The following is a 16,759-nucleotide window of genomic DNA, read 5'->3' on the forward strand; positions in this document are numbered from 1 at the left end:
TTATTAATGATTAAAGTAGCTATTAATGGTTTTGGAAGAATAGGAAGACTAGCATTCAGACAGATGTTCGGTGCAGAAGGATATGATGTTGTTGCAATCAACGATTTAACAGATCCTAAAATGCTAGCACACTTATTAAAATATGATTCATCTCAAGGTAGATATCAAGGAACAGTAGAAGCTAAAGAATCTTCTATTGTTGTTAATGGAAAAGAAATTAAAATATATGCAGAAGCTGATGCTTCAAAACTTCCATGGGGAAAACTTGGAGTAGATGTAGTACTTGAATGTACTGGTTTCTACGTATCTAAAGCAAAATCTCAAGCACACATCAATGCAGGTGCTAAGAAAGTTGTTATTTCAGCCCCAGCTGGTAACGATCTTCCAACAGTTGTATACAATGTAAACCATGATATAGTAACTGCTGAAGATCACATAATTTCAGCTGCATCATGTACAACTAACTGTTTAGCTCCAATGGCTAAAGCACTTAACGATTATGCTCCAATTCAATCTGGTATAATGTCAACAATTCATGCTTATACTGGAGATCAAATGGTATTAGACGGACCACACAGAAAAGGTGATTTCAGACGTGCTAGAGCAGCAGCTGTAAATATAGTTCCAAACTCAACAGGAGCTGCAAAGGCTATTGGGTTAGTTATTCCAGAATTAAAAGGAAAATTGATTGGTTCTGCACAAAGAGTTCCAGTTCCAACTGGTTCAACAACAATCTTAGTTTCAGTTGTTAAAGGAAAAGACGTTACAGTTGAAGGAATCAATGCGGCTATGAAAGCTGCTTCAAATGAATCTTTCGGTTATACTGAAGAACAATTAGTATCTTCTGATATCGTTGGAATCACTTATGGTTCTTTATTTGATGCAACTCAAACAATGGTTTCTAAAATAGGAGAAGATTTATATCAAGTTCAAACAGTTGCATGGTATGATAATGAAAATTCATACACTAGCCAAATGGTTAGAACTATAAAGCATTTTGCTAATTTCTTAAAGTAATTTAAGTATTTGAATGGTATCAAGTGATTCTTAAGTTCAGATGGAGTTTGCTTACAAGAATGACTTTCTCTAGATGAACTTTAGTAGCTTAAATTAAGATAAATAGGTCTGGTTTTGTAGTTTGGGCTATAAGGCCGGGCCTATTTTAATTAAATGAAGAATTGATATTTGACAGCTAAATAGATATTGTGAGAAAATTAAATGTTCAGTATATATACAAATCAAAAGAGAGAGGTGTATTAAATGGCTTTTAACAAAAAGACAATTGAAGATGTAGAAGTAAAGGGAAAAAGAGTACTAGTGAGATGTGACTTCAATGTGCCACTAAAGGATGGAGCTATAACTGATGAAAATAGATTGGTTGGAGCAATGCCAACTATAAAATATTTAGTAGAAAAAGGAGCTAAAGTTATACTTTGCTCACATCTTGGAAAAGCTAAAGGACCAGATCCAAAATTGACATTAGCTCCAGTAGCTAAGAGATTATCAGAAGTGCTTGGAAAAGAAGTAGTTTTTGCTGCTGATGATACAGTTGTTGGTGAAAATGCTAAAAAAGCAGTAGCTGGAATGAAAGATGGAGATGTAGTTTTACTAGAAAACACAAGATTCAGAAAAGAAGAAGGAAAAAATGAAGAAGCATTTTCAAAAGATTTAGCTTCTCTTGCTGATATATATGTAAATGATGCATTTGGAACTGCACATAGGGCTCACTGTTCAACAGTTGGAGTTACCCAATTTGTTGATACTGCTGTATGTGGATATTTAATTCAAAAAGAATTGAAATTCTTGGGAGAAGCTGTAAATACTCCACAAAGACCATTTGTTGCAATACTTGGTGGAGCTAAGGTATCAGATAAAATCAATGTTATAAACAATTTACTTGAAAAAGTAAATACATTAATAATTGGTGGAGGAATGGCTTATACATTCTTAAAAGCTCAAGGATATACTATTGGAACTTCACTTCTTGAAGCAGATAAAGTAGATTATGCTAAAGAAATGATGGAAAAAGCTGAAGTTAAGGGAGTTAAGTTATTACTTCCAATAGATAATGTAGTTGGAGAAAAATTTGCAGCAGATACAGCTCCAGTTACAACTGAAGATGCTAATATTCCTGAAGGATACATGGGATTAGATATTGGACCAAAGACTTCAAAAATTTATGCAGATGCTATTAAAGATGCTAAAACAGTAGTTTGGAATGGACCAATGGGAGTTTTCGAATTTGAAAACTTTGCAAAAGGAACTATTGCAGTTGCTAAAGCTATGGCTGATGCAGATGCTACAACTGTTATAGGTGGGGGAGATAGTGCTGCAGCTGTAAATACATTAGGTTTCGGAGACAAAATGACTCATATTTCAACTGGTGGTGGAGCTTCACTTGAATTCTTAGAAGGAAAAGCTTTGCCAGGAATAGAAGCTCTTAATGATAAATAATAAAATAAAAAAAGGATAGGGGTAATTTGTAATGAGAAAAGCAATAATAGCAGGAAATTGGAAAATGAATAATACTGTAGAAGAAGGCTTGAAACTAGTTGAAGAATTAAAAGGTCTTGTAAAGAATGCTAAATGTGATGTAGTTGTATGCCCTAGTTTTGTATGCTTAGATGCTGTACTAAAAGCGGTTAAAGGAAGCAATATAAAAGTTGGCGCACAAAATATGTACTTTGAAGAAAAAGGAGCATTTACAGGAGAAGTAGCACCTTCAATGCTTGAAAAAATGGGAGTAAATTATGTAATAATCGGACACAGTGAAAGAAGACAATATTTTAATGAAACAGATGAAACTGTAAATAAAAAAGTTAAAAAAGCATTCGAACATAATTTAATTCCAATAGTTTGTTGTGGAGAAACTTTAGAGGAAAGAGAAAAGGATGTAACTAAAGAAGTTTTAGGAAGACAAATAAAATTAGATTTAGAAGGACTCACAAATGAACAAGTTGAAACATTAGTTGTTGCTTATGAGCCAATTTGGGCTATAGGAACTGGTAAAACAGCTACAGATGAGCAAGCTAATGAAACAATAGCTTACATTAGAAGTGTAATTGCTGCAATGTATGGAAAAGAAACAGCAGAAAAAACAAGAATTCAATACGGCGGATCAGTAAAACCAGCTACAATTAAAGCACAAATGGCAAAGTCTGATATAGACGGTGCTTTAGTTGGAGGAGCAAGCTTAAAATCAGCAGATTTTGCAGCAATAGTAAACTATTAGAATTAATAATTAAGAACTTAGCTTTTTAGAGGACAAGAGGATATTAGCTGTCAATTGTCCTCTCAAAAAAGTTCAGTTATTAATTTAATAAGTTTTGGAGGTAAATATGAATAAAAAACCAGTAATGTTAATGATACTTGATGGTTTTGGTCTTACAGATAGAGAAGATGGAAATGCTATTAAAGCAGCAAATAAACCAAATTTTGATAAATTATATAGTAATTATCCTCATACAGAATTAGGAGCTAGTGGATTAAGTGTTGGTCTTCCAGAAGGACAAATGGGAAACTCAGAAGTTGGACACCTAAATATAGGTGCAGGAAGAATAATATATCAAGCATTAACTAGAATAACTAAATCTATAAGTGATGGAGACTTTTTTGAAAATAAAGCATTAAATAAAGCTTTGGATAATGCATTGAAAAATGATTCAACTCTTCACTTAATGGGTCTTTTATCACCAGGTGGTGTTCATTCTCATACAGATCACTTAAAGGGAATTTTACAACTTGCAAAGAAAAAAGGTGTACAAAAAGTATATCTTCATGCATTTCTTGATGGAAGAGATGTTCCACCTTCTTCAGCAAAAGAATATATAGAAGATATAGAAAGTTATATGAAAGAACTTGGAGTAGGTAAAATAGCTACAGTATCAGGTAGATATTATGCTATGGACAGAGATAAAAGATGGGAAAGAGTTCAACTTGCATATAATGCATTAGTGATTGGAAAAGGTGAAGAAGCAAGTAGTGCCTTGGAAGCTGTTGATAAATCTTATAATGATAACAAGACAGATGAATTTGTACTTCCAACAGTTATTGAAAAGAGTTCAGAAGCTCGTATAAAGAGTAAGGATTCAGTAATATTCTTCAACTTTAGACCAGATAGAGCAAGAGAAATTACAAGAGCTATCAATGATAAAGTATTTGATGGATTTTCAAGAGAGGCTTTAGATCTTACATTTGTAACTATGACTCAATATGATGTTACTTTGGAAGGTGTTGAAGTTGCTTTTTCAAATGAAACCTACAAAAACACTTTAGGTGAATATGTAAGTAATCTTGGTAAGAATCAACTAAGAATAGCTGAAACTGAAAAATATGCTCATGTAACATTCTTCTTTAATGGAGGAGTGGAAGAAGAAAACAAGAATGAAGATAGGGCACTTATACCATCTCCAAAGGTTGCAACTTATGATTTACAACCAGAAATGAGTGCTTATAAAGTAACAGATGAACTTTTAAAGAGGATAGATGAAGATAAATATGATATGATAATATTAAACTTTGCAAATCCTGATATGGTAGGACATACAGGTGTATTTGAAGCAGCTAAAAAAGCTGTAGAAGCTGTGGATGTATGCTTAGGAAAGGTTGTAGATAAAATATTAGGTAAGGATGGTACTGTATTCATAACTGCAGACCATGGCAATGCAGAACAAATGATAGATTATTCTACAGGAAAACCTATGACAGCACATACAACTGATGCAGTTCCATTCTTATATGTAGCATCAGATGCTAAATCACTTAGAGATAGTGGCATACTAGCTGATATAGCACCAACTATGCTTCAAGTTATGGGACTTGAAGTGCCTAAAGAAATGACAGGGAAAAGTCTTATTAAATAATATATATAAGTTATATGCAAATGAAAGCTATGAATTAGGGTATTAAACCTATAATTCATAGTTTTTTTAGTATAAGCCTGATTTTTAAAAGGACGGAGGACAATTGTCCTCTGAAAAGTTGTGTCGTATTATTTTTATGTTAAGTTAAAATTTCGTATATATGAAGTGATATAATAAATATGTTATGTGGATATATTAATAAGGAAATATTAATAATTCTGGAGGTGTTTTTTATGAAAAATTATATTGAAATTGTAGATGTAGTTGGAAGACAAATACTTGATTCTAGATGTATGCCTACAGTAGAGGTAGAGGTTGTGCTTGAAGATGGAACTATAGGGAGAGCGGCAGTACCATCAGGAGCTTCTACAGGTATGTTTGAAGCAGTAGAATTAAGAGATGAAGATAAGTCAAAATATCTTGGTAAAGGTGTTCTAAAAGCTGTAGATAATGTAAATACATATATAGCAGGAGAACTCATAGGAATGAATGTATTTGATCAAGTACTAATAGATAAAATCATGATAGAGTTGGATGGCACAAAGAATAAAAGTAAATTAGGAGCTAATGCAATGCTTGGAGTGTCTTTGGCTTGTGCTAGAGCTGCGGCTGAAAGCTTGGGATTAAATTTATATCAATATGTTGGAGGAGTAAATGCAAAAGTGCTTCCAGTACCAATGATGAACATAATAAATGGAGGGAAGCATGCTGATAATAACGTAGACCTTCAAGAATTCATGATAATGCCAGTAGGGGCGCCTTCTTTTAGTGAAGCTTTGAGAATGAGTGCAGAAGTTTATCATTCCTTGAAAGCTCTTTTAAAAGCTAAAGGTTATGATACTGGTGTAGGAGATGAAGGAGGGTTTGCTCCAAATTTAAAGTCAAATGAAGAAGCAATACAAGTAATAGTAGAAGCTATAGAAAAGGCAGGATATACGCCAGGAAAGGAAATTTTTATAGCATTAGATCCTGCATCTTCTGAAATATATGAAAATGGAAAATATAATTTAGCAGGAGAAGGAAAGGTCTTATCACCAGCAGAAATGGTTGATTATTATGCTAATTTAGTTGAAAAATACCCTATAATATCTATAGAAGATGGTATGGCAGAAGAAGATTGGGAAGGTTGGAAGCTAATTACAGATAGGATTGGAAACAAGGTTCAATTAGTAGGTGATGATTTGTTTGTAACTAATACAGAGAGATTGAAAACTGGTATAGAGAAAAAAGTAGCAAATTCTATACTTATAAAGTTAAATCAAATAGGAACACTAACAGAAACTTTAAATGCTATAGAAATGGCGGAAAGGGCAGGATATACTGCTGTAGTATCACATAGATCTGGTGAGACAGAAGATACAACTATAGCCGATTTAGTAGTAGCTGTAAATGCAGGACAAATAAAAACAGGAGCACCTGCAAGAAGTGAAAGAGTGGCAAAATATAATCAACTTTTAAGAATAGAAGAGGAACTGGGTGAGGCTGGAGAGTTTAGAGGAATAGAGGCATTTTATAATATTAAAGGTTAAAAATGGAACATCAACTCTGGAGCTTTTTCCTTGTAATAGATTAATTAGTATGTTAAAATATAGGATGTGTTAACATACCAGGAGGTGAAAAGCATGCGAAATGTTATAATGGTTTTACAAATTATAATAGCTATAGCGCTAATAGCTGTTGTTATGGTACAGCCTAGTAAAACTAATGGTTTAAGTGGATTGGTTGCAGGTGGAAGTTCTGCTGAATCATTTTATTCAAAGAACAAAGGAAGAACATCAGAAGCAATGCTAATAAAAGTTACGTCTGTACTTGCTGCAATATTTGCAGGTTTATGTATTGCTCAAAATTTAGTTAAATAATATTGAAATTTATATATTTAGAGTGGAGTTAGTCTGCTCTATTTATTTTTTGAATAATCACCTCTTTTAATAAGATTAATAGTAGATTTTATTGTTGATTCATCAGCTGAAATTGCACGTCCTTTTAATATGTTTTCTGGTTGCCCTTGGCCTAATATTCTCCATACTGTATTATGATCCGATACAATTTGAGAAAAGTCACAAGCTTTCCATCTATTAATAATATTTATAAAATTTGTTTTTTCAGGTCCAGTTGGTAAGGTTTGAATTAGATTATAGGTAGCATTTAATTCATCCATACTCATAGATTTAACTCCATTTTTTGCATTATCTTCTGCTACTATTAAACCATTTGCCATTAAATGTATACTTGCTGCTATCTCATATCTGGTATCCTCAATATTATTTCCGTTAGTTGCACAGCTGATTTTTACTTCATTTTTTGTATTTGATACTGAAGTAGTTAGTAATCTCAGAGTAATGGTATAAGAACTTATTCCAACTAGCATTATAATAGTCAATCCCAAAGTTATATTTCTAATATTTTTTTTCATAATAAGTACTCCTTATAAAATTAAAATTTATACAATTATAACATAATATTACAATAAATGGAATAAAATAAGATTTAATAAATAATTATTTAAAAATTTAAATTAGTTTGGATCTTACATATATTGGTATGTAAAGATGAACTTTAAAGCTAAAATATAAAAGCTTGATGTTGAAATGTATTTAACAACAAGCTGACATGAAGTTTTAGAAAGTTTGCATATCATTGACTACTGGATAAGTTTACTATATTATAAAGCTACAAATATAAATATTGCTATGATTGAATATTTTTAAGAATAAAGCAGAAATATAATGATATGTGAAAAATTGATATGTGAAAAATTGATATGACTATAATATATTATTAAATAGTCATAATAGGATGAGGTGAATTTATGAACATAAGGGAAACATTAATAAACTTTATGACAGAACAAGCATATAAGCCTATGAATATGAGAGAATTGGAAAGAGTATTTGATATAAAAAAAGCTGAAAGAAAAGTTTTTGAAAAGGTACTTGAAGAAATGGAAAGAGACGGTGACGTAGTTAAAACTAGAACTGAATACTACGGAATTCCAGAGAGAATGGGATTGGTAGTTGGAAAACTTCAAGGTCATCCAAAGGGTTTTGGTTTTGTAATCACTGATGATGATAAACCAGACATATTTATACTTTCCTCTTATATGAATGGAGCTATGAATGGAGATAAAGTAGTAGTAAAGATAACTAGAGAAGAGAATAGAGGCAAAAAGTGTGAAGGTGAAATAATAAGAATTCTTGAAAGAGCAAATAAAACTGTTATAGGAGTATATGAAGATAGCAGAAATTTTGGATTTGTTGTGCCAGAAGAAAAGAGAATACATCAGGATGTATTTATTCCAAAGGGAAGTAGAAATGGAGCTAAGACAGGAGATATAGTTATAGCAGATATAATAAGTTGGCCGGATAAAAGAAGAAATCCTGAAGGTAAGGTATCAGAGGTACTTGGTAAAAAAGGGGAAAAGGGAATAGATATTTTAACTATAATAAAAAAGAATAATTTACCAGAAGAATTCCCAGCAAAGGTAGAAACTTATACGGATAGTATATCGGAAGAAATACCAGAAGAAGAATATAGAAAAAGAAAGGATTTAAGAGATTTAACTATAGTAACTATAGATGGTGAAGATGCAAAGGATTTAGATGATGCTGTGTCACTTGAAAAACTTCCAAATGGTAATTATTATTTAGGAGTTCATATAGCAGATGTATCTAATTATGTAAAGGATAAAAATCCTTTAGATAAGGAAGCTTTGAAGAGAGGAACTTCAGTGTATCTTATAGATAGGGTTATTCCCATGCTTCCTAAAAAGTTATCCAATGGAATATGTAGTTTAAATCCTAAAGTAGATAGATTAACTTTAAGCTGTTTTATGGAAATTGATAAAGCAGGTAAAGTGGTAGATCATAACATTGTAGAAAGTATAATAAAAACTAGCGAAAGAATGACATATACAGATGTAACAAAAATACTTAGAGATAACGATGAAGAAGTTACAAAGAGATATGATTATTTAGTAGATACTTTTAAATTTATGGAGGAGCTTTGCGGCATACTTCATAAAAAAAGAATGCAAAGAGGAGCTATAGATTTTGAATTTGAAGAGTGCAAGATAATTCTTGATGAACTTGGAAAGCCTATAGAAATTAAACCTTACGAAAGAGCAATTGCCAATAGAATAATAGAAGAATTCATGTTAGTTTGCAATGAAACTATAGCTGAACATATGTATTGGGCTAACATGCCTTTTGTATATAGAATACATGAGGAACCAGATGAAGAAAAACTTATAAATTTCAATGAGTTTGTTCATAATTTAGGATATGTAGTTAAGATTGGACAAGAAATTCATCCAAAAGCCCTGCAGGATATAGTAGAAAAAGTAAAAGGAAAGAAGGAAGAAACAGTAGTAAGTACTCTTTTACTTCGTTCCATGATGAAGGCTAGGTATGCGCCAGAATGTACAGGTCACTTTGGCCTTGCAGCAAGGTACTATTGTCATTTTACATCTCCTATAAGAAGATATCCTGATTTAATTATACACAGGATAATAAAAGAATTCATAAATGGACAAATTAATGACAAGAGGATACAAAGGCTGACAACAGAAGTTGAATATGCATCAAAGCAATCATCTGAAATGGAAAGAGTAGCTCAAGATGCTGAAAGAGAAGTAGAAGATCTTAAAAAGGCAGAATATATGAGTGAAAGAATAGGTGAAGAGTTTGAAGGCATAATATCTTCTGTAACTAACTTTGGAATGTTTGTAGAACTTCGCAATACTATAGAAGGTCTTATACATATTAGCAGCCTTGATGATGACTACTATGTATATGATGAAAAACATTTAAGCCTTATAGGTGAAAGAACTAAAAATATATATAAACTAGGAGATGAAGCAAGAATAAAAGTATCTAAGGTAGATATGTTTGCTCACGAAATTTATTTTGATCTACTTAAGCCAGAAAAGAAAGAAGAACTTGAAGATACTAATGAAACAAATAGTATTGTGGAGTAATTTTTAAACAATATAAAAAATGTGAAGCATTTTTTAGAGGACAATTAACAGAGGACAGTGAATGTAAGTTTTCCTCCACTGTCCTCTAAAAAAGTTACATAGCACAATGCTTTTACTGTTTTCCTAATTGTTTTACTAAAGCATAAGTTCTCATATTTGATTTTAATTTAGCTATAAATATGTCCTCTTGAATAGGCTTTCTTATATAATCATTGGCGCCAGCATTTAACATACTGGCCACAGTTTTGGTATTAGTTAATGATGAAGTCATTATAATTGAAGAATTTATATTATCGCGTCTAAGTCTTATAATAATGTTTTTTCCAAATTCATTTTCCAGTACAATATCCACAAGATACAAATCATAATGTTTTTGGCTTTCCATTAAATCTTTTCCTGATGAATAGAAATCTACATTTTGTACATCGTATCTAGATAGAATATCTTTTATTATGGTGCGATCAAAATGACTATCGTCTACACAAGCTATTTTAGATTCTTTTAGACAATTTAAAAGTTCATCTTCTTTCATTATGTATTTTACATGTTTAAGAAGTTCTTCACCTAGGTTATTTTTGGTGATATAATCAGAAACACCTAAGTTTAAAATTCTTTTTTGAGTATTTTCTAATTCATTACCAGTGACAACAAATACAGGTATATTTTTGTTTAAATTATTATTGTTAATAGTTTTCATAAATTCCTCAATGCTAGTATCTTCTAATAATAAAGAGGTTATTATTAGGTCAACCTTTCCATTAAGATCTTGCAAAGTTTCATAAGCTTCTTCTGCAGTATTCACAGAAATACAGTTGAAACCATTTTCAAGTAAGATGTTTTTTACTAGTTTTTTTATAAAACTACTTTGTTCAAGATGTAGTATAGTGTACATAATTTCCACATCCAATCTTTTTTATAATTTGAAAGTTTCAAAATGTTATCAAAATTTGTATTTTAAAAGAATTATATAACATTTTACTAATTTTGAAAAGTAGACAATAATGTAGAATTGAGTCCATATTTAACCTATTGTGTTGAAATGTACTAAAAAGTATTATTAATCATAAATAACATTTTTGAGAAATTAATACAAAAAAACATTGAGATTAACCATGATAAACTTATGAATAAGCTATATATTGCATAATGAAGTATATTGATATAGACTTATATGTATAATATAATGAATAAAAATTATAAGGTAGGTGATTTTAATGGCTAAAAAAACATCAACAAATAAAACTCTTGCAGAAAATAGAAAAGCAAGACATGATTATTTTATAGAAGAAGCTATGGAAGCTGGTATAGAGTTAGTTGGAACAGAAGTAAAATCTATAAGAGCAGGTAAGGCAAATTTAAAAGATAGTTATGCAGAAATAAGAAATGGTGAAATATTTGTATGTAATGTTCATATAAGTCCTTATGAAAAAGGAAACATATTTAATAGAGATCCACTAAGAGATAGAAAATTGCTTCTTCACAAAAGTGAAATATCGAGATTACTGGGATTTACCATGCAGCAGGGGTATACTTTAATACCATTAGCTTTTTATCTTAAAAGTGGAAGGGTAAAAGTAAATTTAGCAGTAGCAAAAGGTAAGAAGAATTATGATAAAAGAGATGCTATGCTTGAAAAAGCTGCAAAGAGAGATATAGATAGACAGATGAAAGAAAGAGAAAAATACTAATTTCTAATTAAATGCATGAAACATTTTCTTCTACTGGTTTATAGAAAATGTCTAGATAAAAATTACTATTGATTAATATATAAATTTGATGTAATATAATAGTTACGAGTTGGAGATATTAAATCTTAACTTATTAAAAACTAAATATTGAAATAATAGTTTGCGTGACAATATAAAACCTTAAAATTAGGTAAACCCAATTATACATGGGGGCGTACTTGGTTTCGACGGGGGTATGTTGTATTTGAGAAGCGAGTCGAGGGAACCTGTGGGCCCGCGTTAAAAAACTATGGGATTAAATTTAAACGCAAACGAAAATAATAATTTAGCTTTAGCAGCTTAGTCTGCTGGCCGTCAGCCCGGGAGGACCACGAACTGGAGTCTGGCGTCGATAGTGGTGAAACGAGCCTGAGTAAGCTTTGCCTCAGGAACGGAATTTATGAAGCTACTGAAACTGAAAGCCTGTCCATGGGCGCTCAGTAGAGGGAATGTAAAAATATGGACTGCACTCGGAGATGCTCACGTATTGCGACTTTCGGACATGGGTTCGACACCCATCGCCTCCACCATTGAAACCCACGATACATAATGACCGTACTGGACAAATTCAGTACGGTTTTTTATATTTTATGTGGTTTTTAGAATTATGTAAGATGAAGCGTGTCATAAGTAACGACGTTTTTTTGTATAATCTCTCTAACTGCCTTGCCTCCACCAAATACATAGTGTTATCAACGGTTTACAGCACTTTAACGATTAAAATTACATGTTCGATTCGGAAGAAATTCTTCTGTGTCCGATATCTGTAATTTTTTTATTTGAGGTGTTAAAATTGCTAAAAGACTACAATTAACAAAAAAATGTTACTCCGATTGGGTTTGATAATGTAGTAGCAGAAGAATACTTCTCTGTACAGGTAGCCTTGTAACGATTTTTTAGACATAAATGACATGTAAAAATATACAAATATATCTAAATTAGTAATATTTTTAGTTTTTTAGTGACCTCGAAAAATAACCCTGTATTGAAAAGAAGAAGTTTGTTTTTAAAGATTAGATCTATTTATAGTTATTCTAATAAATGCTATAATGTAATGAATAAAAGCTACTTGTATTTTATAATGTAGTGTAAAGGCTGAAAGATTTGAGGGTACTAATGTGAAATTAATGAAGTTAAATTTTAAAAATAATAACTTTTCTTTAATAAATGAAATACTTTTTAAAATTTTTTATATCTCTATAGGCATTGTTTTAATTATAGCTTTTATTTCTTATATAAATACCTATAAAAGTGAGAAGAATAAAAAATTAGACGAACTAAGCTATTATGTTTCAGAAAGAGTTAGAGTTGATAGTGAGATTTTTAAGCTAGCTGAAGACAATTCAAAGGTTTTTCAAAAGGAATTTATGAAGCTTTATAATTCTGATATAAAAGTGACAAAAGATGAATTTTGGTCCTATTATTTTGTTGACAGCCAAGGTGCTACAAGGATGAAGAAGGAATATTTTGATGGCATTTATACTAAAGATGGCAATTATATTTATGGAATGTCTAGTTTTATAGGTAATAATCAAAAGGTAGATGATGCTGATTTTCAAAGAAGACTTGTACTGTCTATTAAAGTACTATCTAAGTTAGGTCCCGCATGGACTAATCGTTTCCCTAATGTAAGTGTTGCCTTTCCAGAAAATGCAGGTGTTCTTTTCTATCCTGGAGAACTCTGGGGCCTAAATGCAAAAGCAGATCTTCGCATGAATGAACTTGGGGTTATAAAGTCTGTAAATAAAAAAGATAATCCAGAGAGAAAATCCATTTGGTCTGGGCTTTATTATGATGAAACAGCACAAAAGTGGACAATAAGCTATATGCATCCTGTAGATTTTGAAGGCAGGCATCTTATAACTCCAGGAAATGATGTATATTTATCTGACTTAGTAGAACGTTTAATCGAGAAGAGCGCTGACGGTACCTATAATTTTATTATAAGAAAAGATGGATATTTGATAGCCCATCCGAATAATCCCGATGATGGTAAAAAATTGATAGGGGAACTATCCATGGACAAAATAAGTATTCCTTTAGTAAAAGAAGCCTATGGATTGATTCAGAAAAATGTAGGACAAGATTATAATAAAGTAAAAATTATTGAAAGCAAAGCTTATGACAGTTATTTTGCAGTAGGTGATTTTAAAGAGACAAGTTGGTATTTAATAAGAGTTTTGCCTATGAAAAATATTAGAAATGTTGCTCATTTAGCTGCTATGAAAGTTTTTATTGAGGGTATGGCTATTCTTTTTACCATTCTTTTTATAGTTTATTATGTTATAAAATACCAAGCTGAAAGACATTTAATGAAGTTGCGACAGGCTGCTGAAGCCGTTGGCAGAGGAGAATATGATAAGGTGGCTGAAGGGAAAATTGAGCTTCCTATGGAACTAAAAAACGAAATTGGGTTACTATCTAGAAGCTTTTATGATATGTCCATAAATATAAAGAATTTTAAAGAAAATCTTGAAGGCATTGTGGAAGAACGAACAAAAGCACTAGAGAAGGCAAATAATGAGCTAATGAAGTTAAGTTTGCTAGATGGTCTTACAGGTATTTATAATAGAAGAGCCTTTGATAAAAGTATTAATGATGTTTTTTTAGAGTCTAAAATGAAATTAGGAACGTTTTCTATTATGATGATAGATATTGATTTCTTTAAAAGTTACAATGATAGATATGGACATACTAGTGGCGATGAGATTATTAAAATGGTTGCCAATACTTTCAAGGATAATGTAAGAAAAGAGGGTCGTGTTTTTAGATATGGAGGAGAAGAGTTTATAGCAATTTTTTATAATTTAGAGATTAATATGGCAAAAAAAGTCGGAGAAGGAATTATAAAAGCTATACAAAATCTCAATGTGCCTCATGAAGAAAGTCCTTATGAAGTTATAACAGTTAGTGCAGGAATTGCAGAGTATAAAAACACCTTTAATAGTCCAGAAGAAATAATAAAAGTTGTGGATAAAAAGCTTTATATGGCTAAAGGGAAAGGGCGTAATTGTTTAGAGATTTAATGGCTGAAGAAATAGTACTTCTAACTATTTATGCTAAGAGTAAACAAGAAAATATAATGCCTTCAAGGATTGAAGAGATTTTGATTTAGGGTATAAGCAGCGAAAGTAAATGAATATGATGTTTAACGTATTTATATTTTAAATGTAAAAAAAATTATTAATAAAGTTACTATTATGGATATAATAAAGTATAATTAATATATAATCAGTTATATTAAAAATTAGTTAATGGAGGGAAATATATGGCTTTAAGAGAATCTAATATAGATGTTCATATATCTTCTGACTTAGTACCATTGCTTGATGATTTGGCACATGGAAACAGTGTAAATGATAATGTAAGAATATCCATAGCTATTAGCTTATTTGTAGCGAAAACGGTCTCTCTTGCTAGAGCAGCAGAAATTGCAGAGTTATCTTTAAATGATTTTATATATACATTAAAAATAAAGAAAATCCCTTGGGGAGAATATTCAGAAGAAGACGTTGTTCAAGATGATATTGCAGTGAAAGATTTGCTTAGAGAATTAGGAGAAGAAAAGAATGGCTAAAGCAGTTTGCAATGCAAGTCCAATAATAGGATTAAGTATTATTAGTAAGCTAGAATTGTTGTGGGAAATATTTGATGAAGTATTCATACCAAAGGAAGTTTATAATGAAATAGTAGGTAATGATAAATATAAAAACTATGGTGAAAATGAGCTTAAAGAAGCTTTAAAAAATGACAATATAAAATTGTATAAAGTCAAAAATACTGAATTTGTAGAGCAAATGTATGGTAGGCTTCATAAAGGTGAGTTAGAAGTAATGATAGCGGCAAAGGAGCTAAAGATAAATCGTGTTATTATTGATGACAGACCAGCGAGAAATTTTTCTGAAACTATGCTATTAAAGTCAATTGGATTAATTGGAATATTGCTCACAGCAAAAAAATTAGGGCTGATTTCAGAGGTGAAAAAGTATTTGGATATTCTAATACAGGAAGGCTATAGAATATCTAAAAAGTTGTATTTAGAAGGATTAAAGAGTGCAGGTGAAGAAGAGCTATTTAATAAATAGAATTAGTGGATTTCACTTACCGTGCTTCGCCTCCACCATGAAACCCACGACAGAAATGTTGTGGGTTTTTTATATTTTAATAGAAAATAATAAGTGGTGTTTATGCAAATACTTGGTATTAGAAAAATGTTATAGAGATAGCAGTTTAGAATATAGCAACTAATTTCATAAGATTTAAAGTTGATAATTAAGAAACGGAATTGGGATATTCACAACAGAGTCTTAGGATACATAATTTCCGAAAAACTGAAATACTATTAAAAAGTTAATTGCAAAGTATGGTTAATAGAATTACTATATTAGATATAATAGTAATATAAAGGGAATGTTCATTTGGTTAGAGTGACATTTTTTATTATTGCATATTAAGGAGGATTATATGGTAATGCATAACGAACTGAACTTTACTAACTCTAGAATTTTGCTTATTGATGATGAATTAGACATAACTGATCTTATAGAAGAAGTGCTAAAAAGCGATGGTTTTAAAGAAATAAAAAAAGCTCACTCAGGCATAGAAGGCATAAATCTAGCAAAAAAATATTCACCACACATTATTGTACTAGATATAATGCTTCAAGACATAGATGGTATAGAGGTTTGTAAAAAAATAAGAGAATTCTCTTATTCTCCAATACTTTTCCTATCATCAAAAGACGATGAGATAGATAAGATACTAGGTCTTAGTAGTGGAGGGGATGATTATATCACAAAACCATTTAGTCCAAGAGAAATATCCTTTCGCATAAAAGCTCAAATTCGCAGACAACATTATAATAAATCCGTAGAAAATACCAATGAAATAGTTAATATAGGCAACTTATCCATTGATATAGATGGGGGAAGAGTCCTTAAGGAAGAAAAGGAAATAGAATTAACAGGTACAGAATTTAAAATATTATCCTATTTAGCTCAAAATCCAAACAAAATAATAAGTAAAGAGAGACTATATGAACAAATATGTGGAGAATATGCAGTAGGCTATGATAATACTATTATGGTTCATATAAGACACCTAAGAGAAAAGATTGAAATAAATCCTTCAATGCCTGAACTTCTACTAACAGTAAAGGGCTTAGGTTATAAGCTAGTAAAGGAATAGGAGTAATT

The 16,759-nt window shown here is 31.0% G+C and carries 14 protein-coding genes and 1 other RNA gene; 13 read left to right on the forward strand and 2 right to left on the reverse strand.

Annotation, left to right across the window (positions count from 1 at the left end; all coding sequences use genetic code 11):
- The first annotated feature begins 6 nt into the window (after positions 1-6).
- From gap to secG, 6 genes are all read left to right on the forward strand, one after another.
- Positions 7-1,017, forward strand: coding sequence for a type I glyceraldehyde-3-phosphate dehydrogenase (gene gap / locus EG57_RS0204270; RefSeq protein WP_032076044.1), 1,011 nt, complete (start codon positions 7-9; stop codon positions 1,015-1,017).
- Between the two features lie 243 nt (positions 1,018-1,260).
- Positions 1,261-2,454 (forward strand): phosphoglycerate kinase, encoded by a 1,194-nt coding sequence (locus tag EG57_RS0204275; RefSeq protein WP_032076045.1) that lies wholly within the window; start codon positions 1,261-1,263, stop codon positions 2,452-2,454.
- 31 nt (positions 2,455-2,485) lie between these two features.
- Positions 2,486-3,232, forward strand: coding sequence for a triose-phosphate isomerase (gene tpiA / locus EG57_RS0204280; protein ID WP_032076046.1), 747 nt, complete (start codon positions 2,486-2,488; stop codon positions 3,230-3,232).
- Positions 3,233-3,338: 106 nt separating this feature from the next.
- The gene (gene gpmI / locus EG57_RS0204285) at positions 3,339-4,862 is read left to right on the forward strand and encodes a 2,3-bisphosphoglycerate-independent phosphoglycerate mutase (protein ID WP_032076047.1); all 1,524 of its coding nucleotides are present in this window, start codon (positions 3,339-3,341) and stop codon (positions 4,860-4,862) included.
- Between the two features lie 233 nt (positions 4,863-5,095).
- A complete protein-coding gene (eno, locus tag EG57_RS0204290; RefSeq protein WP_032076048.1) occupies positions 5,096-6,391 on the forward strand; it encodes a phosphopyruvate hydratase in 1,296 nt (431 codons plus the stop codon).
- Between the two features lie 93 nt (positions 6,392-6,484).
- Positions 6,485-6,721, forward strand: a complete 237-nt coding sequence (secG, locus tag EG57_RS0204295) for a preprotein translocase subunit SecG (RefSeq protein ID WP_007060553.1) — start codon at positions 6,485-6,487, stop codon at positions 6,719-6,721.
- 38 nt (positions 6,722-6,759) lie between these two features.
- On the opposite strand, the gene EG57_RS0204300 is transcribed toward secG, so the two are convergent.
- Entirely contained in the window at positions 6,760-7,275 is a 516-nt protein-coding gene (locus EG57_RS0204300; protein ID WP_032076049.1) for a DUF6241 domain-containing protein, read from the reverse strand.
- Between the two features lie 396 nt (positions 7,276-7,671).
- On the opposite strand from EG57_RS0204300, the gene rnr reads away from it, so the two are divergent.
- Positions 7,672-9,837, forward strand: coding sequence for a ribonuclease R (rnr, locus tag EG57_RS0204305; RefSeq protein WP_032076050.1), 2,166 nt, complete (start codon positions 7,672-7,674; stop codon positions 9,835-9,837).
- A gap of 112 nt (positions 9,838-9,949) precedes the next feature.
- Here the strand turns inward: rnr and EG57_RS0204310 are convergent, their stop codons facing one another.
- A complete protein-coding gene (locus EG57_RS0204310; RefSeq protein WP_032076051.1) occupies positions 9,950-10,729 on the reverse strand; it encodes a response regulator in 780 nt (259 codons plus the stop codon).
- Positions 10,730-11,051: 322 nt separating this feature from the next.
- Here EG57_RS0204310 and smpB point away from each other — a divergent pair, with 322 nt between their 5' ends.
- From smpB to EG57_RS0204335, 6 genes are all read left to right on the forward strand, one after another.
- A complete protein-coding gene (smpB, locus tag EG57_RS0204315) occupies positions 11,052-11,525 on the forward strand; it encodes an SsrA-binding protein SmpB (protein WP_032076052.1) in 474 nt (157 codons plus the stop codon).
- Positions 11,526-11,733: 208 nt separating this feature from the next.
- Positions 11,734-12,094, forward strand: a transfer-messenger RNA (tmRNA) gene (gene ssrA / locus EG57_RS25675).
- Between the two features lie 597 nt (positions 12,095-12,691).
- The gene (locus EG57_RS0204320) at positions 12,692-14,590 is read left to right on the forward strand and encodes a sensor domain-containing diguanylate cyclase (RefSeq protein ID WP_242859808.1); all 1,899 of its coding nucleotides are present in this window, start codon (positions 12,692-12,694) and stop codon (positions 14,588-14,590) included.
- A 242-nt stretch (positions 14,591-14,832) separates the two neighbouring features.
- Positions 14,833-15,141, forward strand: a complete 309-nt coding sequence (locus tag EG57_RS0204325) for a UPF0175 family protein (RefSeq protein WP_032076054.1) — start codon at positions 14,833-14,835, stop codon at positions 15,139-15,141.
- Positions 15,134-15,649: a PIN domain-containing protein gene (locus tag EG57_RS0204330; RefSeq protein ID WP_032076055.1), complete on the forward strand. Its 516-nt coding sequence runs from the start codon at positions 15,134-15,136 to the stop codon at positions 15,647-15,649. Before EG57_RS0204325 ends, EG57_RS0204330 begins: the two co-directional genes overlap by 8 nt.
- A 379-nt stretch (positions 15,650-16,028) precedes the next feature.
- Positions 16,029-16,751, forward strand: coding sequence for a response regulator transcription factor (locus tag EG57_RS0204335; RefSeq protein ID WP_032076056.1), 723 nt, complete (start codon positions 16,029-16,031; stop codon positions 16,749-16,751).
- Positions 16,752-16,759 lie beyond the last annotated feature (8 nt).

The organism is Clostridium drakei (assembly GCF_000633595.2).
Lineage (GTDB): Bacteria > Bacillota > Clostridia > Clostridiales > Clostridiaceae > Clostridium_AM > Clostridium_AM drakei.

Excerpts from the sequence above, each read along its gene's own strand:
- gpmI (WP_032076047.1), top strand. The coding sequence starts at position 3,339 with ATGAATAAAAAACCAGTAATGTTAATGATACTTGATGGTTTTGGTCTT.
- gap (WP_032076044.1), top strand. The coding sequence starts at position 7 with ATGATTAAAGTAGCTATTAATGGTTTTGGAAGAATAGGAAGACTAGCA.
- tpiA (WP_032076046.1), top strand. The coding sequence starts at position 2,486 with ATGAGAAAAGCAATAATAGCAGGAAATTGGAAAATGAATAATACTGTA.
- EG57_RS0204300 (WP_032076049.1), bottom strand. The coding sequence starts at position 7,275 with ATGAAAAAAAATATTAGAAATATAACTTTGGGATTGACTATTATAATG.
- EG57_RS0204325 (WP_032076054.1), top strand. The coding sequence starts at position 14,833 with ATGGCTTTAAGAGAATCTAATATAGATGTTCATATATCTTCTGACTTA.
- rnr (WP_032076050.1), top strand. The coding sequence starts at position 7,672 with ATGAACATAAGGGAAACATTAATAAACTTTATGACAGAACAAGCATAT.
- EG57_RS0204310 (WP_032076051.1), bottom strand. The coding sequence starts at position 10,729 with ATGTACACTATACTACATCTTGAACAAAGTAGTTTTATAAAAAAACTA.
- EG57_RS0204275 (WP_032076045.1), top strand. The coding sequence starts at position 1,261 with ATGGCTTTTAACAAAAAGACAATTGAAGATGTAGAAGTAAAGGGAAAA.
- EG57_RS0204335 (WP_032076056.1), top strand. The coding sequence starts at position 16,029 with ATGGTAATGCATAACGAACTGAACTTTACTAACTCTAGAATTTTGCTT.
- secG (WP_007060553.1), top strand. The coding sequence starts at position 6,485 with ATGCGAAATGTTATAATGGTTTTACAAATTATAATAGCTATAGCGCTA.
- EG57_RS0204330 (WP_032076055.1), top strand. The coding sequence starts at position 15,134 with ATGGCTAAAGCAGTTTGCAATGCAAGTCCAATAATAGGATTAAGTATT.
- EG57_RS0204320 (WP_242859808.1), top strand. The coding sequence starts at position 12,692 with ATGAAGTTAAATTTTAAAAATAATAACTTTTCTTTAATAAATGAAATA.
- smpB (WP_032076052.1), top strand. The coding sequence starts at position 11,052 with ATGGCTAAAAAAACATCAACAAATAAAACTCTTGCAGAAAATAGAAAA.
- eno (WP_032076048.1), top strand. The coding sequence starts at position 5,096 with ATGAAAAATTATATTGAAATTGTAGATGTAGTTGGAAGACAAATACTT.